The organism is Planococcus liqunii, assembly GCF_030413595.1.
GTDB classification, from domain to species: domain Bacteria; phylum Bacillota; class Bacilli; order Bacillales_A; family Planococcaceae; genus Planococcus; species Planococcus liqunii.
Genome location: NZ_CP129238.1, coordinates 3,889,279 through 3,907,953 on the forward strand (window position 1 = coordinate 3,889,279; position 18,675 = coordinate 3,907,953).

Here is an 18,675-nt window from a genome sequence, read left to right on the forward strand (position 1 = left end):
TATGTTCTTTGATAAATTACGTTTTGCTTGCCGAATCGCTGAGCCGACTCCGCCTCTTCTGAAGCGCGAGTGGAACGCCCGCTACCATACTAAATAATACGATGGCCAGAATCACGATTTTCGGATTGCCGCTGACAAAACTGCTGCCTAAAAAGTTCAAGGCAAATGTTCCCGGAATGATGCCGATGACCGTTGCCAGTGCAAACGAGCCGAAGCGGACCTTTGCAACGCCAGCCGCATAACTGACCAGGTCAAAACTCAATCCCGGAAACAGCCGGAACAACAAGACATAAAAAAAGCCGTTTTGTTCCATCTGGGACTGGATTTTCCCGGCGCTGCCGGTCCACTTGGTTTTGCCCAGGCCGCCCAATTTTCGGGCCACGAAAAACGACAGAAACGCGCCCAGTGATGCGCCGATAACGGTGTAGAGGGTGCCCATCCAGGCGCCGAAGGCCAAGCCTCCAGCGAGGGACAGGATCGAAGCAGGAAAGAACAACAAAGGCCGGATCGTGTATGCCGCAATGTATACGACGGGCGCCCATAGCCCGAACGACAAAATCCAGCTGCGGAGGCTGTCCACATCAAACTGGAGAACCGAGCGGCTAAACCAAACCGCAGCCCCCACAGCAAACGCCACCAGCAGCCATTTTCCCGCCTTTACAGCCCTATTCGTATTCACGCGTTGCGGGTATGCGTTGAAATGCCGATATAGCGGTTTCTCATTTCATTATAACGCTTGCGGTTGACTCCGGCATCTGAGTAGCCGACGCGTGAAGCGGACCGGAATTCGATTTGCTGGGCTGCATCATTAAAATAAAATTCAATGTCGTCTTTAAACTTCAATCCTTTCGATTTCGCAATCGCATGGACGTAGTTCTCTTGAACTTGAACGATCGATACGCCTTCATAGCCTTTCAGCATGCCGATCAAGTTTTTCTTCGCCTCTTCCTTGCTGCCATTGTAAGGCCAGGCCGGCACAAACTTGTCCGCTTTCGCCGACTGGGAAGAAACCGCGTTCGGTGTTGATGGAACTGCTTGTAAGCGGCCGTTTTCCACACCCAGTTTCGGCTGGATATTGTTTTTGATGGCCATGTTTGCGATGCTGATGCCGGCTGCTGCAACCGTTCCATAGATCCCTATTTTTTTAGCTGGCAGTTCCCCGGCTTTTGCCTTGTTGAAAGTTTTGACGACCGGCTGGTTCAATAGGTTATCGACATAGACTTTCTTGCCGATTTTCACCAGCACTTCGCTGTAGGTCGGATACGGATGGATGACGCCTGATAATTTCCCCAAGTTGATGTTCAGCGACTTAATGGTCTGGATTTGGCTGATGATTTCACCCGCACGGTCCCCCAAAATGCTGGCACCCAGGATGTAGCCCTTTTTATCCAAAATGATTTTCACTTTGCCGATGCTGTCTTTTTTCGTATTCGCCCGGTCCAAATCAGCGTAGTCGTGTTCATAGACCCGGATGGAATCGCCGTATTTTTCCCGCGCTTCTTCTTCCGACAAGCCGGATCTGCCTAGTTCCGGATCTGTGTATGTACACCAGGTGACATGCTCGTAGTCCATTTTTTTGTTGATCGGCAAGATGGCGTTTTGTGTGGCGGTAATGCCTTGCACATTGGCCATATGGGATAATTGGTAAGGCCCGACAACGTCGCCGATTGCGTAGATGCCTTTGGCAGTCGTCTCCAGATGCTCATCCACTTGTATGCTCTTCGAATCGTATTGGACGCCTGCTGTTTCCAGCCCATATCCCGAAACATTCGCTTTGCGTCCAAGCGCCACCAGCAGCCCTTCTCCAGAAACAGTCGTTTCCTTGCCGCCTTTTTCAATGATCAAATCGATGCGGCTGCCTTCTTGATTTGCTTTCACAGCAGTAGCTGACGTATGGATCGTTACACCTTCATCAACCAGGCGCTGCTGGATCATCAAGACCAATTCTTCTTCGTCTTTCGGCAAAATCCGTTCAAATTTCTCGACAAGCGTCACTTTGACGCCTAGACGGTTCAAGGCCTGCGCCATTTCGACGCCAATCGCACCTCCGCCGAGAATGGTCATCGATTTCGGGAAAGATTTTTCCTTGAAGATGGTGTCATTTGTTAAATAAGATACTTTGTCGAGCCCTTCGATTGGCGGAACCATCGGCGACGAACCGGTGGAAAGAATGATTTTCTTCGCTTCAATATGCTCTCCGTTCACTTCTACTGCGTGTGGACTTACAAATTTCGCATACCCATTGATGAAATCGATGCCGGATTTCTGCAGCACTTCAGGAGATTCGCCTGAATATACTTTTTGGATGATATCCTGGATATCTTTTAACACGGTTGAGGTATCAACTTTTAAATCCGGGGTGTATTTTTTGGCGTGGTGGACTTCTTCCGCGATGTTGATCAACGATTTGCTGGGAATACAGCCTGACCATGTGCATTCGCCGCCCGGCAGGTTTTTGTCGATCAATACGACTTTTTTAGAAAAGCCTGCTCCTGTAAAAGCAGCTGTCAATCCAGCTGCCCCTGCTCCAATTATTGCGATATCGTATTTCTTTACCATGTTTACCATTTCCTTTCTGAGTGCTGAATTTTATATTTCAAACCATAAACCACGTTAAAGCGGTACAGCGCCTGCTGTTTCGGCACGTAAGTGCGATCGCGGGTTAGAAAACCGAACCTGATATATACTGGAATTATCTTATTAACGAAAAGGTGAAGCGGATGCTCGATACACATGCCCGAAAACACGTGCAGCCATTAGTGGAAAAAACAGCTGATTTTCTTTTGAAAAGAGGATGTACTGCCGATGGCGTCACTAAAACCGCCTTTGTAATCGGGGTATCTTCCGGGCCCTTCATTTACTTGGACCAGCCAGTTTTGGCGGTGCTCGTTTTGTGGATCTCCGGCTTTCTTGATGTCGTCGACGGCACCATGGCGCGGAAAACCAAACCGTCCCCCTGGGGAACCCTGTTGGATATTAGTTTTGACCGTCTGGTCGAACTCAGCGTCATTATCGGACTGGCGTTCCGTTTTCCGGATTCAATGTGGGCGCTGCTGCTTTTGAGCGCTTCCATTGTCATCGCCATGACCGTTTTCCTGACAGTCGGCGCCTTGTCTGATAAAAAAGGAATGAAATCCTTTTACTACCAAGCGGGGCTTGCTGAAAGGACAGAAGGCTTTATTCTGTTTACCCTAATGATTGTTTTTTCAACACATTTAACGATATTTACGCTGCTTTTTTTAGCAGTCCAAGTATTTACGATCGGCCAGCGCATGGCCGAAGCTAGGCGCCTTTTGAAGTAAAGGAGAGATTCAAAGGATGAAGACATTAACGCTGGTTGGAGGCGGACATGCACATTTGCATTGCCTGGAGCAATTGAAAAAAGAGCCGCAAAGAGACTGGCGGGTCGTATTGATTTCTCCTTCCCGCCATCAGTATTATTCCGGCATGTTCTCAGGCTATGCAGAAGGCATTTACCGATTGGACGACATCCGGATCGATCTGCAAAAACTTTGTGAACAAGTAGGGGCAATCTTTATCAAAGACCGAATTGCCGGTGTCGACGGACACAATAAAAGACTGGCCGGAACAAAAGGCGTTTACCCGTTTGATGTGGCATCTTTCGATATTGGTTCACAGAACGATATTCCGGCTGAATTGGCTGAGCGGGTTTCCAAGATCAAACCGAATTACCGGTTTCCGGAAGCCTTGTTGAAGTTTCGGGAAACCGCTTATCCGGTGATTGCCGGCGGCGGAGCTTCCGGAGTTGAAATGGCGTTTGCCGTATTGGCCTGGAGAAAAAAGAACGGCTTGCCGCCCAATGTATCTTTGTTCAGTTCCTCTTCTTTGCTGTCTGGCCAAGGGGCGACAGCCGTCCAAAAAATTGAAGCCATTGCCAGGCAAAAAGCCTTGCCTTTTTTCACTGATGAACGAATTGCAGCGATTGATGAACACTCCGTATCGACCCAAAGCGGCCGAACCTCTCCGCAATCGGATCTGCTCTGGCTGACCGGCCCTAAAAGCCCCGGCTTTTTCAAGCATTCCGGATTGAAGACAGATGCCGGCGGTTTTCTGCTCGTCAACGAATCCCTGCAGAGCCTGTCACATTCAGACCTTTTTGGCGCCGGCGACTGCATTGCCATTGACCGCTATCCTGCGCTTGCTAAGAACGGCGTCTATGCAGTCCGCCAAGGCTCTGTGCTTTGGAACAATCTGAAAAACCAGTTAGGCGGAAAACAACTAGCTGCTTTCACGCCCCAGAAAAATTTCTTATCCATCTTGTCTACAGGCGGGAGCGAAGCTTTTCTGATGTACGGAAAACAGGCTGTCCACGGAAAACTGCCTTGGATGCTGAAACAGCGGATCGACCAAAAGTTCATGCAGCGCTTTAAAACACTTTATGAATAAGCCAAGCCTTCTTTATGGAAAAGCAAAGAACGTCCGCACCGGTTTCCAATCCTCGGCGAACGTTCTTTTTGTCCTTTTTTCACTTATAAATTCTTTGCGCTATGCCTTTTTCTCCATCACTGCAAAATAATTCTCTTCCCGGTCAGCGAAATTGAACACACGCCCAAATGGCATGTCATCAATTTCACCAACGGTAATGCCTTGTTCCGACAGGCGGCTATGCAATTGATCGAGCTGGTCCGTATAAAACATCAGCGAAGGCGTTCCCAGGTTCAAGCCTGGCGACATGCTCGCGACAGCTTCTTTGTTATGTAGAACAAGCGTTGTGCCAGCTCCGCTATTCGGCGCAACTTCAACCCATCTCATGCCGCCTGTTGCCTGTTCTGCAACCACTTGAAAACCGACTGCCTCCGTCCAAAACCGTTTAGCCTCCTCCTGGTCATTGACATACAGCATCACTTGCCCAAGTTTATCGATCATTGGTTTTCCCTCCTCCGTTAATTAAACATATATATCCAGAATATTAAAACAATTAAACGAACATGTAAACAACTTCTCGATGAATAAAAAAAGAACTTTCATCCCGAAAAGGAATGAAAGTTCTTTTGCGTATTATTTGCTTAGTACTTCTTCTTTCGCCATCGCCTCAAGTTCGTCTTTCAACTGAAGCGTCTCAGCGGTTGTTTTGTGGACTTCACGTAGAAGTTCCGGATTTTCCATCAACGAAACGCCGTAAGACGGAATCATTTCTTTGATTTTCGGCTCCCAGCTGTTGATTTGGTCAGGGAAGCATTTTTCAAAAATCTCAAGCATCGCATGCACAGCTGTTGAAGCACCTGGAGAAGCGCCAAGTAGTGCTGCAATCGATCCGTCTTCAGCTGTTACGATTTCCGTACCGAACTGAAGCGTTCCTTTGCCTTTGTCGGTGTCTTTGATGACCTGAACGCGCTGTCCAGCGACAACGACATCCCAATCTTCCACTTTAGCATTCGGGATGAATTCGCGCAGTTCTTCGACGCGCTTTTCATTCGACAGCAATACTTGCTGCACCAAATACTTGGTCAACGACATTTCTTTCGCTCCTGCCGCAAGCATCGTGAAGACGTTGTTTGGTTTAACCGATCCGATCAAGTCCATGTTTGAACCTGTTTTCAGGAACTTCGGAGAGAAGCCGGCAAAAGGTCCGAACAACAAGGATTTTTGGTTGTCGATAAAACGTGTATCCAAGTGAGGAACGGACATTGGCGGAGCTCCGAGCTTCGCTTTGCCGTATACTTTTGCATGATGCTGCTCGACGATTTCCGGATCTTTGCATACTAGGAACAGCCCGCTTACCGGGAAGCCGCCAATATGCTTGGATTCAGGAATGCCTGTTTTTTGAAGCAATGGAAGGCTTCCGCCCCCGCCGCCGATAAATACGAAGTCAGCGTTATGATATTTGATCTTATCGTCCGCCATATCAAGCACTTTAACTTCCCATTTGCCGTCGCCGCTGCGTTTGATGTCTTTTACCGTGTGGTTGTAGTTGATCTCCACATCCTGCTCTTTCAAATGTTCAAATAGCATTTTAGTCAAAGCACCGAAGTTGACGTCTGTTCCGGAGTCGATTTTTGTTGCAGCAATCGGCTCATCTACCGTACGGCCTTCCATGATTAAAGGAATCCATTCTTTCAGTTTTTCAGGGTTATCGGAAAATTCCATTCCATGGAACAACGGGTTTTTCGACAAGGCTTCAAAACGTTTGTTCAGGAAGCTTACGTTGTCTTCTCCCTGCACCAAACTCATATGCGGAATAGACATGATAAAATCCTGCGGGTTGGCAATGCGTTTGTTTTTCACAAGGAAAGACCAAAACTGTCTTGAAAGCTGGAACTGTTCGTTGATATTAATCGCTTTTTTGATCTCAACGGTGCCGTCCTCTTTCTCAGGCGTATAGTTCAGCTCGCAAAGTGCAGCGTGGCCGGTACCGGCGTTGTTCCATTCATTGGAACTTTCTGCGCCTGCCTGTTCAAGCTTTTCAAATACTTTGACGTTCCATTCCGGTGCCAATTCTTTAATCATTGATCCCAAAGTAGCACTCATAATTCCAGCACCGATTAAAATAATGTCTTTCTTATTTTGTTGGTTGCCCATTATAACCTTCCTTTTCTACTCTATTGTTGGCAGATCGAATGCAAATCTTCCGGCCCAGGAAATTGTTCGGAAATCCCGAAATGGCCAAAAACTGCATCTTTTCTGTCTTTATACTAACTATATCACAGTGAATGGTTATTATTTACGTATTCAAACATCCTCTATTATACGTGATTTAGATAAAAAAGTCCTTATGGAATGCTTGAAAAACAGACAAAAAAGGCCCTCTCGCAGAGCGCCTTCTTCAATCATTGCCTTCTGTTTTCCGCTGGAACCAAAAAGATTACGGCAAGCCCGGTCTGTTAAAATTTTAAAATTCCAGCTTGGTCGTTGTTTTAGCTGCCTGGCACTCAAAATAACTGCTTCAACATTCCCCTTGCGTCGCAGCTGCCGCCTGAGTGAATTTAACGCAGCCAATGCAATGACAACGGCCTCTACTTGTTCAACTTTTTATTTGCTCCCTTATTTCCGCTTTCTTATTTTCATGGCTGCCTGCATAGACGCATACCCGATTGCGTCCTTCTTTCTTTGCCGCATATAGAGCTTCATCTGCTTGGTTCAATAAGTGGAAAAGCTGGTCTTCCGAAACTTCCATTTCTGCTACGCCCAAACTCAGAGTGACTGAAATCATTTCTCCATCCAAAAAAATCGGCTGGCTTTCCACTTCTTTACACAGCCTCTCGGCCAATGCTTCCGCTTCAATTCCGGTATAAGAGTTTAGTGCGAGAACGAACTCTTCCCCGCCATAGCGGGCAAAAATCTGGTCTTTTTCCAATTGAGCTTTACAGACCTTCGCTACGTGAACCAGCAGTTGATCCCCTACTTGATGCCCATATGTATCATTGACCCGCTTAAAATGATCGATGTCCAACAAGATCACACTAAAAGGCGTCGACTGTTCTTTTGCAGCAATAAAGTCCTGCTCACATAATTGCAAAAAGGCACGGCGATTAAAAACCTGTGTCAGTTCATCCGTATAGGCCTGATGCTGCAGTTTCTCCTGCAGCTTTTTCAGTTCGGTGATGTCTGTAAAAATAAGCAATTGCCCTTTTGTATTTCCAGATTGCTCGAGTGGTGAATTCCGCACTTGGAAAACTTGTTCGGACTTCAGAAGTTTCAATTCCTGTGTTTTTAAATCCCCTTCGAGTCTTAAGGGGAAAGGATATCCGGCCAATTCAACCCAGACGGACTCAAAGTCCATGCCATACATTGACTGATTCAAGTTTGGCCAATTGAGTTGGCATGCTTGATTAAACTCAATGAGCCGGTTCGATTCATCAAGCACTATAACCCCATCATTGATGCCATTGAAAATAGCATCTTTTGCTATTGGCATAATTGTAAATAACCGAGACGAACCAATGGCCCATAAATACAAAACAGAAGAAATCCACAGCACCATCGGCACTGGATCAATTCCCTGAGGCGCTGCCCCGATTAAGTATAAAAAGGCAGTCATCATTGGTATCAATTGCCCCAGCATCAATGCAATCAGCTGCAGCCGGTAAGCCTTGGCCGTTTCCTTCCAATGGAAAATCAGCAAGGAAAAAGCCGCAAACATGCACGCAAATGTAAATATACCGTGGACGGCGTACCAGGGCCCGATCTCTTGTTGAATGAAAGGAATACCGAGTGCGGCATCAATTTCAAAAGACCGGTAATGCAAGTGATGCCATTCATTCGTAGCCACCAAGATGAAAGATAAAGTCGGAACCAAGATAAGGGATACTGCTCTTTTCCAGCTTACCTTGATGCCGAGGTACTGCATGATAAATAACAAGCCCAACGGGGAAGAAACCGGCATGCCGATATATTGTACGGTTGTCCAAAACTTCATCTCCCCTAAGTTGGCGGCCAATAGCCCCATCGCAGCGGCAAAACAGTAAATGGTGATGGATGCTGTATAAAGCATGAAAAAGAGCGCAATCTTATTGTAATGATGGCGTTTTAAAAAGACGTATGAACATAAATACAAATTCAGCACACCAGATGTGCACATTAAGGTGATGTAGGCGGTCAAGTTGGAAGTCAAGGGTCGTTACCTTCTTTTTCAGTTGCATTTTTTCTTTTAATGTAGCACATTCCGAAAAGAAAAACGCCGTTTTTATAGGAAGCGGCATACAAACTAATTGAAAAGAACCGGTGCAGGAATAGGAGTGTTTGTTCTTGAATAAAGCAGAAGGGGCTTTTTCTAAAATTAAACAGCGGTACAAGCTGAAAAGGAGGCGAATTCATGCAATTAGGAGCTTTTTCAATCAGTTTAAATGTAAAAGATATTCACGCATCCAAAGAGTTCTATGAAAAAATCGGATTTGAAACATTCAGCGGCAACATTGAGCAGAATTGGCTCATCATGAAAAACGGCAAAACGGTGATTGGCTTATTCCAAGGGATGTTCGAGAAAAACATGTTAACGTTTAACCCTGGATGGGATGAAAATGCACACAATCTTGATGTTTTTGAAGACATCCGCGACATTCAAAAAAAGCTGAAGGCTGAAGGGATTTCCTTCACTGCCGAAGCCAATGAAACAACGCAAGGCCCTGCCAGCTTTTTCATCGAAGATCCGGACGGGAATCCGATATTGTTTGATCAGCATCGATAAATAAGCTTAAAAAATGAAAAGGCAATTAGCTTACCCTATCAGCAGGGTGCCAATTGCCTTTTCTATACGAACCAGAGATGGATGAAAGAAACTGGAACCCTTCCCTTACGTCGCAGCTGCCGAAGAAGCTGCCGCCTGATCGGATTTGACGCAGTCAATGGCTACCACCAATGCAATGACAACGGCCTCCATTTCTTCATCCAGCACCTGCACTTTGTAACTGTCGCCCCAAGTGAACCATTCCTTGCTCACCTGGCCGACCACTTCAGCGTTTTGCAGGATTTGAAAATCCATGTCCCACCAATTCCCCTGAACATCCAAGCCTGCCCCTTCAATCGTGTAGCGGGCTTTTAAAAAAGTGAACTCCTTCTTGATCGTCAGTGCTTCTCGGCCATTCACTTCTACAAAAAACTTGGGAAGAAAACTGAAGGTTTTTTTCGTGATCAGGGCAACTTCGTCCCTCTTCGTGTTCAGGATGGAAAACGTCTTTGGAATTTGCATAAAACTGCCTTCCACGTAATACACGTCCTGTTCCTGCTGATCTTTCACCGTAAATTTGCCGCTTAGGCTGAAGACTTTTTGCTTGATATAAAATTGCTTCATGGATGAACCTCCTTTGTAAATTGGTGAGAAAAAATGCAAAACATTGTCTATAAACTTTTATACGTATCGAACTCAAAAAAGCTTCGTTTATTTTTGATATAGTTGCTTGAGAATGAAATTAAGACAGAGAAGGATGGTTTCATGCATAACTCCCTCGCACACATTTTAGATAATTGGGTCGAACAAATAAATCGAGATGAGTTCTATTTGGTTCACTCATTCGATCGGCTCCTCGCTGAGAAAAGCAGCAGGGAAGCATATGAGTTTGTTCCTTATATGATTGAAGCCGTCCTTTTAACAACGGATGGCTTCCTAGCCTCTCAACTCATCTTTTATTTGAATTGTTTCTACGGAAAGGCAGATACGACAGAACTTCATCCAGTGCTTCTCGCTAAGCGAAAAGAACTGGAGAATCATATCTCCCGTCTAAGAGACGCTGACGCTGCAAGGGAATATGAAGAATTAAAAAGGGAGCTGCGTTTAAAATAAAAATCTAGAAGCTTTTGAGCTGAAGGCCGTCCAGTCCTATTGTTCATAACCCGCGGTTGTCTTCACTTTCGGTTTTGTTTATTAGAACCAGATCAGACATTACACTAAAGGCACTTATTCCTTTCAGAAAGGATTTGTTCAAAATGGAAATCGAGAATTTAATCCGAGTAAAAACCCGGCAGGAACTGAGGAATTGGCTGGAGGCAAATGCAGCAGCTGAGAAGTTTTGCTGGGTCGTGGTCAGCGTGGCTCCTCGGCCCGGCGTCCTCCAGTATTTAGATGCCGTCGAAGAAGCCCTGTGCTTCGGCTGGATCGACAGCACGAAAAAGCGCATATCGGACACGGAAGTGGCGCAAAGGCTTTCTCCGCGGAAGAAGAACAGCAACTTCACCGAATTGAACAAAGAGCGCATCCGCAGGCTGGAGAAATTGGGCTTGATGAAAGAAGCAGGCTTGAAAGTTCTCCCGGATATGCGGCCGGAATCGTTTGTGATCGACCCCAAAATCGAATCACGCCTGAAAGAAGACCCAAACGTATACCGAAACTTTCTCGGTTTCCCGGAACTGTACAGGCGGATCCGGATTGACACCATCCAGAGCTACCGGAACGAGCCGGATGTGTTTAATAAGAAACTGGAGAAATTCATTGAAAATACGAAGGAAAACAACATGTATGGCCAGTGGAATGACAACGGCCGCTTGATGGATTATTAAATTATGGAGTTGAGGAATTTTTACTGCCTCTCTGAATTGTTCTGCTATCTCCCATTCATTAAAAAGGCTTGCAAAAGCCTTTTTTAATTTTGCCGTTTTTCCTATTCTGTTTAATTTTTTGGATGATTACAAATAAAGCCAAATTATTTTTCTAATATTTTCCTAAATTCTACTCAAATTCTCATGCCGTTCTCATAATTTTCTCATAATCGCAGGGTAACTTAGAGAGTATCAGAAGTGGAGGAGGAGTTTAGAGATGAAAATTGTCATTGTACCTTCAGGTTTTAAAGAGTGCCTGGATTCAGAAGATGTAGCAGCAGCAATGGAACGGGGCGTTAAACGGTTTGATCCGTCAATCGAGACGGTCGTCATTCCGATGATTGACGGCGGGGAAGGATTTGTCAAAACGATTATCCGCTTAAAAGGCGGCACCTTGGTGGAAAAGCAAGTGACAGGGCCCGTCGGCAAACCCATCAGCAGCTATTTCGGCGTTTACAAAGAACACGGCAAACGGATTGCAGTCATTGAAATGGCGGCGGTAGCCGGGCTGAAACTGGTGCCCCGCGCTGAGCGAAACCCGCTAAAAACGACTACTTACGGCGTCGGCGAATTGATAACGGCTTCCCTTGACTATGGCGTTGACCGCATTTTGATTGGCTGCGGCGACTCCGGCACTTCAGACGGCGGAGCCGGCATGGCCCAGGCACTCGGTGTGCAATTTTTGGACAAGTACCAGCAACCCGTGCACATCAGCGGCGGGGAAGACTTGTTGAAAGTGGACTCCCTTCTCACTGCGAACGTAGACAGGCGGTTGGAGGACATCACAATTGACGTGGCATGCAATTGGCAGAACGTCTTATGCGGCGAAAGAGGCGTAGCACGCGTGTTTGGGCCGCAAAAAGGAGCCACGCCAAAGCAGGTGGTTCTTCTCTCTTCAGCATTGGAGCAATATGCCGGGGCTATTCAGCAAGCGACGGGGCTCGATGTCCGCACCTTGCCGGGCAGCGGCGCATCGGGCGGATTAGGTGCCGGATTACTGGCATTTACCAACGCCACCTTGCATCCCCGTTTTGAAATCATCATGGACTTTATCAATATCGATGAGGAAATTGCCACAGCTGATATCGTCTTTACCGCAGAAGGCAGCTTGGATTTCCAGACGCCGAATGGAAAAATTCCATCGGAAGTGGCGCGGATCGCCAAAATGAGCCATATTCCGGTGATTGCCTTGACCGGAACCATCGGTGAAGGCGCCGACCTTAATTACAAGGCAGGCATCGACGCTTACAGCTGTATCATCCAAAAGCCTGTTTCTTTGGAACTGGCAATGAAAAACGCGCCGAAATGGATCGAGGAAAGCACCTATTCCGTGCTGCGGAAAGTCGCCATCGGCTGGCGGATGACCAATAAAGGCGGGTTGAAGAAGGTGTCCAGCTAATATGATGGAAGGATTGGAAAAACAACTCCAAAAGAACCGGCTGTTCCTTTCCAGAGATCGGTTGTTTTCAAAACCGACTGTCCTCATGGGCTTGCATGTGCTTTTTCTGGCAGCCATCTTGTTGGCCGATGGTTTGGACTACCCGGCCAAAATTTCGTTATTCGCGTTTTTGTCGGCGATGGTTTTATGGATAGCTACGAAAATCCCCGCCGGATTCGTCGCCGTTTCCCTTATTGCCTTCGTCATCCTGATGAATGCAGCAGAACCGGAACTTTTGTACGAATCGCTTTCCGAGGAAGTAGTGTGGCTTATGATCGGGTCGTTCATCATCGGCCAGGCCGTCAAAGAATCGGGACTTGCGGAACGCTTAACGCTCTTTCTGCTCCGTAAATCGAAGGAAAAAGGACAAGCGCTAGCAGGAGTCAGCGCCGTTTTGTTCGCCACCGTCTTTTTCATTCCGTCCACTTCCGGCCGGGCTGCACTCGCCATGCCGATCATCAGCCAATTAAGCCAAAAATATACGGAAAAAGAACAGCGGGTGCTGGTTCTGTTGGCGCCCGTCGTCATCCTGATGAGCACATCCGCTACCTTGATCGGGGCAGGTTCCCACTTAATCGGCATCGGACTTCTTGAAAGCACCGCCCAGCAATCCATTTCGTTCATCCAGTGGTTCGTTTGGGGACTGCCGTTTGCCGCCGTGGCGACGCTTCTTTCCTTCCTGGTTGCAAACTGGCTGTTTTGGCCGAAACACGGAGAAAAGCGATTGGAAATTGAACAAGCTGCTGGCCCCTCCCTTGTGAAAAAGCAGCTGAAACCGATTGAGAAAAAGACGCTGATCCTGCTGTGTGCATTGATCGTCTTGTGGATGACCGAAAGCCTGCATGGCTATGACATCGCATTTGTGGCGATGATCGGCGCCATCCTGGTCATGGCGCCAAACTGCGGCGTCATCACCTGGAAACAAGGCATGAAATCCGTTTCTTGGAATTTGATTGTGTTTGTGGCCGCTGCTGCAGCACTCGGGAAAATTTTGGTGGATACCGGCGTTGTGGAATGGCTGGAAGGAGGCATGGCAAACTTTCTGCAGTCGTTTACGGATGCACCGGAATGGCAAATCGTTTTCGTCATTCTGTTTGTATCGGTGACCAGCCATTTGTACATCACTTCCCATACGACCCGGGCCATTGTCTTTATCCCGGCGTTCTTGCTGTTCAGCGAAGCCATTGGCGCCAACCCTTCCGCCGTGGTGTTCTTGAGTTTAATCGGCATGAACTATTGCGTGACGTTTCCGGTCAGCTCCAAAGCCTTGCTGCTGTTTTACGAAGACGAAGACGAAGGCGTTTCGTACGATGCCGGCAGCCTGGTCAAACTGAGTGCCGTCTTGATGCCGCTCTATATCGCCCTGATGATGCTGTTTTATTTCACATATTGGCAGTGGACCGGATTGCAGCTGTAAAGAATGACCCAAAACAGAGCCATGCAGCACCGGCTCTGTTCTTTTTATGGGTTCGAGTGAATTCACTACGGCAGCAACTTCAGCTTCTTTTTCAATTATTTCTTTTTGCCAAGCCGGAACCTTTCTCTCAATTGCCATTTTCTATATGAGAACCCTTTCAGCAATTTGAAAATTAAAATTATTTCGAAATACTATAAATTTCCATATCGGCATTTGTGATGATTTTTTAAAAAAGCTGCAGCCCTTGCTGTTTTAGCGAATTTCACTAGTTATTAATTGGACACAATTTAATATCAGGGTATCCTTTGACAAAAAATCTATTTCCTATAACATTGAAGATAGGATTAGAATCATTATAGTTAGATAATCATATTAATTGAGGCGAACCACTTTGATTAATATTTTTTTATGGGGTTATCGGCTATGAGCATTCTAAAAAAACATTTAGGAGGAATTTAATATGTCTTTGATCGGAAAAGAAATTCAACCATTCGCAGCTTCAGCTTACAACGCCGGAAGCGGTGAATTTATCGAGGTATCGGAACAAAACATGAAAGGCCAATGGAGTGTGGTTTGCTTCTACCCTGCAGACTTTACATTTGTTTGCCCTACGGAACTTGAAGATCTTCAAAAACAATACGCTACCCTTAAAAATCTGGGCGTGGAAGTGTATTCCGTTTCAACAGATACTCACTTCACGCATAAAGCATGGCACGATCATTCAGATGCAATCAGCACACTTGAATACATCATGATCGGCGACCCGTCTCAACGCATTTCCCGCAGCTTTGATGTCTTGGACGAAGAAGCGGGCCTTGCACAGCGCGGTACATTCATCGTTGACCCGGACGGCATTGTTCAAGCTGCAGAAATCAATGCAGACGGCATTGGCCGTGATGCAAGCACGCTTGTCGGCAAAATCAAAGCGGCTCAATATGTCCGCAACAACCCAGGTGAAGTTTGCCCGGCTAAATGGGAAGAAGGCAGTGCGACACTTAAGCCGAGCCTTGACCTTGTAGGGAAAATATAAGGAGTTCTGATCATGATATTAGATGCAGATATAAAAGCACAATTAGCTCAATACCTAGAATTGTTGGAAGGCGATGTGCTGCTGAAAGTCAGCGCAGGATCGGACGACGTTTCCCGCGACATGTTGGCTTTGGTAAATGAACTATCCGCAATGTCTGCCCGCATCAAAGTGGAACATGCACAGCTTGAAAGAACGCCGAGCTTCAGTGTCAGCCGCATCGGCGAAGACACCGGCATCACGTTTGCCGGCATCCCTCTTGGCCATGAATTTACTTCACTGGTCCTTGCCTTGCTGCAAGTAAGCGGGCGGGCTCCGAAAGCCGACGCGAAAGTCATCGACCAAATCAAAAGCATCCAAGGCAACTACCATTTCGACTCTTACATCAGCTTAAGCTGCCAAAACTGTCCGGAAGTGGTCCAGAGCCTAAACTTGATGAGTGTGCTCAACCCGAATATCTCGCATACGATGATTGACGGCGGAGCATTCAAAGAAGAGGTTGAAAGCAAAGACATCATGGCGGTCCCGACGGTCTTCCTGAACGGCGAACCGTTCTCCAGCGGACGCATGTCGCTTGAAGAATTGCTTGCTAAACTCGGCAGTGCACCGGATGCATCCGAGTTTGCAGACAAAGACCCGTATGATGTTCTTGTTGTCGGCGGCGGGCCGGCGGGTGCAAGTGCGGCCATCTATGCTGCGCGCAAAGGCATCCGGACAGGCATCGTTGCGGAACGCTTTGGCGGACAGGTTCTGGATACGATGAGCATCGAAAACTTCATCAGCGTCAGACAGACAGATGGGCCGAAGTTCGCTGCGAGCCTTGAAGAGCATGTGAAAGAGTACAACATTGATGTGATGAACCTGCAGCGCGCCAAGCGTTTGGAAAAGAAAGAGTTCATCGAACTTGAACTTGAAAACGGCGCTGTCGTGAAAGGCAAAACCGTCATTCTTTCCACAGGCGCGCGCTGGCGCAATATTGGCGTGCCGGGCGAGGCTGAATTCAAGAACAAAGGCGTGGCTTACTGCCCGCACTGTGACGGCCCCTTGTTTGCCGGCAAAGATGTAGCAGTGGTCGGCGGCGGCAACTCCGGCGTCGAGGCAGCCATCGACCTGGCAAACATCGTGAACCACGTAACCGTTTTGGAATATAATGCAGAGCTAAAAGCGGATTCTGTGCTGCAGGACCGCCTGAAGAGCTTGCCGAACGTTACAATTCTCACAAACGCCCGTACACAGGAAATTACCGGCACGGACAAAGTGAACGGCATCTCCTATATTGACCTTCAAACAGGAGAAGAAAAGCATGTCAAACTGTCCGGCGTCTTTGTCCAGATCGGCCTTGTTCCAAATACCGACTGGCTAGGCGACACAGTTGACCGCAATAAGTTCGGTGAAATTATCATCGATCAGCGCGGCTCAACGAACATCCCGGGCGTCTTTGCTGCAGGCGACTGCACAAACAGCCCGTACAAACAGATCATCATTTCGATGGGATCCGGCGCGACAGCTTCATTGAGTGCGTTCGACCACCTCATCAGAAGCGAAGTTCCGGTTTTGGCATAACGGATAAAAATAAAGGATTGTTGAGAGGGAATAAATTCCTCTCAACAGTCCTTTTGCTTTGTGTGAACGATTGAGGAAGCGTTCGTTTATCCTCTTATGCATGGTCTGCGGCTACTCTTCGGTTCAGATATGATATGATAACTTAGTTGCGCTTTGGCGCGAAGGAGCTTATATGATGAAATTCAATAAAGGTGTTTTATATATATTAATAGGTGCGTCTTTTTTTGGTTTTACTCCGATATTTGCCAAAATCGGATTCAGCCATGGGTATTCACTTGGCCAGATCAATATCGTCCAAATGATCATTTCTTTCATTTTGCTATGGTCTTTGACGCTCATTAAACGCGCCAGTTTTAAAGGGCTCCATAGGAAAAATATTCTCCAAGTCATGGTGACCGGTTGTTTTATCGGTTTAACCAGTATTTTTTATTACGGCTCGATGCAGTATTTGCCTGCTTCATTGGCCATTATTTTGATGTTCCAATTCGTTTGGATCGGAATCATTTTAGAATGGATTTTCAGTAAAATAAAACCTTCCAAGCTGACGGTATTGTCCATTCTTTTAATCTTGGTCGGGGTCTTTTTTGCTTCGAATTTTGTAAATGGCGATATAAATGGATTGCCGCTGAGAGGTTTCGTTTTTGGCATTCTGTCTGCCTTCACCTATGCCGGATTCATCTTCTGCAGCGGCAAGGTGGCTGTGAATGTAGATCCGTGGACGCGCAGCTCTTTGATGGTGACAGGCTCAACCATTTTAGTGCTTGTTGTATTCATGGGGGATATGCCCGCTGTGCTGCCCTTGGAGAAAGATTTGGTAACCACAGCAGTTGGCGTTTCGCTGTTCGGGGCCGTCTTGCCGCCATTGTTTTTTGCAGCTGGCGCCCCTTTGGTTTCAGGCGGAATGGCCAATATCCTAACGTCCATCGAATTGCCGATCGCCATCCTGTCAGCGAGCCTTATTCTGTCGGAAGCCGTATCGCCGTTCCAATGGTTCGGCATTGTGATTATATTAGCCGCTATTGCCTTAAACGAACTCAGTCCCAACCTTTTCCGCATCAAAAAGTTCTTTTAACTTAACGTATCCTAAAAAACAAAGCACCGCGTAAAAAGGGCAGCCGGCATCGTTTTGATGCCGGCTGCCCTTTTGCCATCTGGTTTCATACGGTGACATAATCCATTCATAAAAAAGCATATGGAATTATTACATTTTATCAAGTATGCATAGGATTAAGCGCTCAATTTCCCTGGAAACAAGAAGCTCTTTTACCTTGCTTTATCTATTGCTGGCTCCTTTTACGGCCCCATGCAGCAATGGCTGAAATGTCATCAGGGGTTGTTCTGCAGCAGCCTCCAATCAGACGGGCTCCAGCGTTGTACCAGCTTTTTGTACTTGAAGCAAAATGATTTGCTAAGGGCTCTTTCTCCCAAGTCTTGCTTACGGCGTCATACGCTTCACCGGAATTTGGATAAACAATTATCGGTTTAGATGTTCGGCTTTTTCCCTCTTGGATCAGCGATTCGATAAAATCAGGTGCTGAACAATTAATGCCGATTGCAGCTGCCTGCTCTTCTTTATCCAGCCATTCCGCGCAATTGGACATTTTTTCTCCGTCGCTTATATGGCGGCCATCTTTGGCGCTAAAACTGAACCAGGCATAAACGTCCGGGAATTCCTTCAGCACTTTTACAATGGCTTTAGCTTCTATCAGGCACGGAAGGGTTTCACATGCTAAAATATCGGCCCCTGCTTCCACCAGCACTTTGATCCGGTCTCTATGGAAAGTCACGAGTTCCTCTTCGGTCAATGAATAATTGCCGCGGTACTCGGAACCGTCCGAAAGAAAAGCGCCGTAGGGACCGACAGAAGCTGCCACTAACGGTTTCGGCCGGTTGGTTTTGTCTTCAACGCCTGCCCAGAATTCATCGCGGGCCTCGACGGCAATTTGGACCGACTTTCGGATCAGGCCGACCGCGTCTTTCTCCGTCAACCCTCTTTCCCGGAAACCTTGGATTGTCGCCTGATAGCTTGCCGTGATGGCACAGTCTGCACCCGCCTCAAAATAATCCAGATGGACTTTTTTGATCATTTCCGGATTTTCCATGACAATTTTCGCCGACCACAACCGGTCATTCAAATTACAGCCGTAATTTTCCAGCTCTGTCGCCATGGCGCCGTCGAGAATGAGGACCGGAAAATCAGTTAAAATTCGTTCAATCGGGTTCATGCTGCCACTTCCTTTC

The 18,675-nt window shown here is 47.0% G+C and carries 17 protein-coding genes; 10 read left to right on the plus strand and 7 right to left on the minus strand.

The window, feature by feature from the left end; translation table 11 throughout:
• Window positions 1-16: 16 nt before the first annotated feature.
• The gene (locus QWY22_RS19220) at window positions 17-637 is read right to left on the minus strand and encodes a TVP38/TMEM64 family protein (protein WP_300982381.1); all 621 of its coding nucleotides are present in this window, start codon (window positions 635-637) and stop codon (window positions 17-19) included.
• 38 nt (window positions 638-675) lie between these two features.
• On the minus strand, window positions 676-2,559 hold the full coding sequence (locus QWY22_RS19225; RefSeq protein ID WP_300982382.1) for an FAD-dependent oxidoreductase: 1,884 nt from the start codon (window positions 2,557-2,559) through the stop codon (window positions 676-678).
• A 161-nt stretch (window positions 2,560-2,720) separates the two neighbouring features.
• On the opposite strand from QWY22_RS19225, the gene QWY22_RS19230 reads away from it, so the two are divergent.
• Window positions 2,721-3,302, plus strand: coding sequence for a CDP-alcohol phosphatidyltransferase family protein (locus QWY22_RS19230; RefSeq protein ID WP_300982383.1), 582 nt, complete (start codon window positions 2,721-2,723; stop codon window positions 3,300-3,302).
• 16 nt (window positions 3,303-3,318) lie between these two features.
• A complete protein-coding gene (locus QWY22_RS19235; protein WP_300982384.1) occupies window positions 3,319-4,407 on the plus strand; it encodes an FAD-dependent oxidoreductase in 1,089 nt (362 codons plus the stop codon).
• Between the two features lie 99 nt (window positions 4,408-4,506).
• On the opposite strand, the gene QWY22_RS19240 is transcribed toward QWY22_RS19235, so the two are convergent.
• The 3 genes from QWY22_RS19240 to QWY22_RS19250 all read right to left on the minus strand — a co-directional run bounded on the left by QWY22_RS19240 (window position 4,507) and on the right by QWY22_RS19250 (window position 8,572).
• The gene (locus tag QWY22_RS19240) at window positions 4,507-4,887 is read right to left on the minus strand and encodes a VOC family protein (RefSeq protein ID WP_300982385.1); all 381 of its coding nucleotides are present in this window, start codon (window positions 4,885-4,887) and stop codon (window positions 4,507-4,509) included.
• A gap of 132 nt (window positions 4,888-5,019) precedes the next feature.
• The gene (locus QWY22_RS19245; RefSeq protein ID WP_300982386.1) at window positions 5,020-6,540 is read right to left on the minus strand and encodes a malate:quinone oxidoreductase; all 1,521 of its coding nucleotides are present in this window, start codon (window positions 6,538-6,540) and stop codon (window positions 5,020-5,022) included.
• A gap of 442 nt (window positions 6,541-6,982) precedes the next feature.
• Window positions 6,983-8,572 (minus strand): histidine kinase N-terminal 7TM domain-containing diguanylate cyclase, encoded by a 1,590-nt coding sequence (locus QWY22_RS19250; protein ID WP_300982387.1) that lies wholly within the window; start codon window positions 8,570-8,572, stop codon window positions 6,983-6,985.
• Window positions 8,573-8,773: 201 nt separating this feature from the next.
• Here QWY22_RS19250 and QWY22_RS19255 point away from each other — a divergent pair, with 201 nt between their 5' ends.
• Window positions 8,774-9,145 (plus strand): VOC family protein, encoded by a 372-nt coding sequence (locus QWY22_RS19255; protein WP_300982388.1) that lies wholly within the window; start codon window positions 8,774-8,776, stop codon window positions 9,143-9,145.
• 105 nt (window positions 9,146-9,250) lie between these two features.
• On the opposite strand, the gene QWY22_RS19260 is transcribed toward QWY22_RS19255, so the two are convergent.
• Window positions 9,251-9,748, minus strand: coding sequence for an LURP-one-related/scramblase family protein (locus QWY22_RS19260; RefSeq protein ID WP_300982389.1), 498 nt, complete (start codon window positions 9,746-9,748; stop codon window positions 9,251-9,253).
• Between the two features lie 141 nt (window positions 9,749-9,889).
• On the opposite strand from QWY22_RS19260, the gene QWY22_RS19265 reads away from it, so the two are divergent.
• The 7 genes from QWY22_RS19265 (at window position 9,890) to QWY22_RS19295 (ending at window position 17,506) form a co-directional block, all read left to right on the plus strand.
• Window positions 9,890-10,237: a hypothetical protein gene (locus QWY22_RS19265; protein WP_300982390.1), complete on the plus strand. Its 348-nt coding sequence runs from the start codon at window positions 9,890-9,892 to the stop codon at window positions 10,235-10,237.
• 143 nt (window positions 10,238-10,380) lie between these two features.
• Window positions 10,381-10,950, plus strand: a complete 570-nt coding sequence (locus QWY22_RS19270) for a YdeI/OmpD-associated family protein (RefSeq protein WP_300982391.1) — start codon at window positions 10,381-10,383, stop codon at window positions 10,948-10,950.
• A 256-nt stretch (window positions 10,951-11,206) separates the two neighbouring features.
• Window positions 11,207-12,388: a glycerate kinase family protein gene (locus tag QWY22_RS19275; RefSeq protein WP_300982392.1), complete on the plus strand. Its 1,182-nt coding sequence runs from the start codon at window positions 11,207-11,209 to the stop codon at window positions 12,386-12,388.
• Window position 12,389: 1 nt separating this feature from the next.
• A complete protein-coding gene (locus QWY22_RS19280) occupies window positions 12,390-13,844 on the plus strand; it encodes an SLC13 family permease (protein WP_300982393.1) in 1,455 nt (484 codons plus the stop codon).
• 460 nt (window positions 13,845-14,304) lie between these two features.
• Window positions 14,305-14,874 carry an alkyl hydroperoxide reductase subunit C gene (ahpC, locus tag QWY22_RS19285; protein ID WP_036810967.1) on the plus strand — a complete coding sequence of 190 codons (570 nt, stop codon included), beginning with the start codon at window positions 14,305-14,307 and terminating at the stop codon, window positions 14,872-14,874.
• 12 nt (window positions 14,875-14,886) lie between these two features.
• A complete protein-coding gene (gene ahpF / locus QWY22_RS19290) occupies window positions 14,887-16,434 on the plus strand; it encodes an alkyl hydroperoxide reductase subunit F (protein WP_300982394.1) in 1,548 nt (515 codons plus the stop codon).
• A 175-nt stretch (window positions 16,435-16,609) separates the two neighbouring features.
• The gene (locus tag QWY22_RS19295; RefSeq protein WP_300982395.1) at window positions 16,610-17,506 is read left to right on the plus strand and encodes an EamA family transporter; all 897 of its coding nucleotides are present in this window, start codon (window positions 16,610-16,612) and stop codon (window positions 17,504-17,506) included.
• Window positions 17,507-17,711: 205 nt separating this feature from the next.
• On the opposite strand, the gene mmuM is transcribed toward QWY22_RS19295, so the two are convergent.
• Entirely contained in the window at window positions 17,712-18,659 is a 948-nt protein-coding gene (mmuM, locus tag QWY22_RS19300; RefSeq protein ID WP_300982396.1) for a homocysteine S-methyltransferase, read from the minus strand.
• Between the last annotated feature and the right edge of the window lie 16 nt (window positions 18,660-18,675).

Excerpts from the sequence above, each read along its gene's own strand:
- QWY22_RS19275 (WP_300982392.1), top strand. The coding sequence starts at position 11,207 with ATGAAAATTGTCATTGTACCTTCAGGTTTTAAAGAGTGCCTGGATTCA.
- mmuM (WP_300982396.1), bottom strand. The coding sequence starts at position 18,659 with ATGAACCCGATTGAACGAATTTTAACTGATTTTCCGGTCCTCATTCTC.
- QWY22_RS19270 (WP_300982391.1), top strand. The coding sequence starts at position 10,381 with ATGGAAATCGAGAATTTAATCCGAGTAAAAACCCGGCAGGAACTGAGG.
- QWY22_RS19240 (WP_300982385.1), bottom strand. The coding sequence starts at position 4,887 with ATGATCGATAAACTTGGGCAAGTGATGCTGTATGTCAATGACCAGGAG.
- QWY22_RS19280 (WP_300982393.1), top strand. The coding sequence starts at position 12,390 with ATGATGGAAGGATTGGAAAAACAACTCCAAAAGAACCGGCTGTTCCTT.
- QWY22_RS19235 (WP_300982384.1), top strand. The coding sequence starts at position 3,319 with ATGAAGACATTAACGCTGGTTGGAGGCGGACATGCACATTTGCATTGC.
- QWY22_RS19245 (WP_300982386.1), bottom strand. The coding sequence starts at position 6,540 with ATGGGCAACCAACAAAATAAGAAAGACATTATTTTAATCGGTGCTGGA.
- ahpF (WP_300982394.1), top strand. The coding sequence starts at position 14,887 with ATGATATTAGATGCAGATATAAAAGCACAATTAGCTCAATACCTAGAA.
- QWY22_RS19225 (WP_300982382.1), bottom strand. The coding sequence starts at position 2,559 with ATGGTAAAGAAATACGATATCGCAATAATTGGAGCAGGGGCAGCTGGA.
- QWY22_RS19265 (WP_300982390.1), top strand. The coding sequence starts at position 9,890 with ATGCATAACTCCCTCGCACACATTTTAGATAATTGGGTCGAACAAATA.
- QWY22_RS19295 (WP_300982395.1), top strand. The coding sequence starts at position 16,610 with ATGAAATTCAATAAAGGTGTTTTATATATATTAATAGGTGCGTCTTTT.
- QWY22_RS19230 (WP_300982383.1), top strand. The coding sequence starts at position 2,721 with ATGCTCGATACACATGCCCGAAAACACGTGCAGCCATTAGTGGAAAAA.
- ahpC (WP_036810967.1), top strand. The coding sequence starts at position 14,305 with ATGTCTTTGATCGGAAAAGAAATTCAACCATTCGCAGCTTCAGCTTAC.
- QWY22_RS19255 (WP_300982388.1), top strand. The coding sequence starts at position 8,774 with ATGCAATTAGGAGCTTTTTCAATCAGTTTAAATGTAAAAGATATTCAC.
- QWY22_RS19260 (WP_300982389.1), bottom strand. The coding sequence starts at position 9,748 with ATGAAGCAATTTTATATCAAGCAAAAAGTCTTCAGCCTAAGCGGCAAA.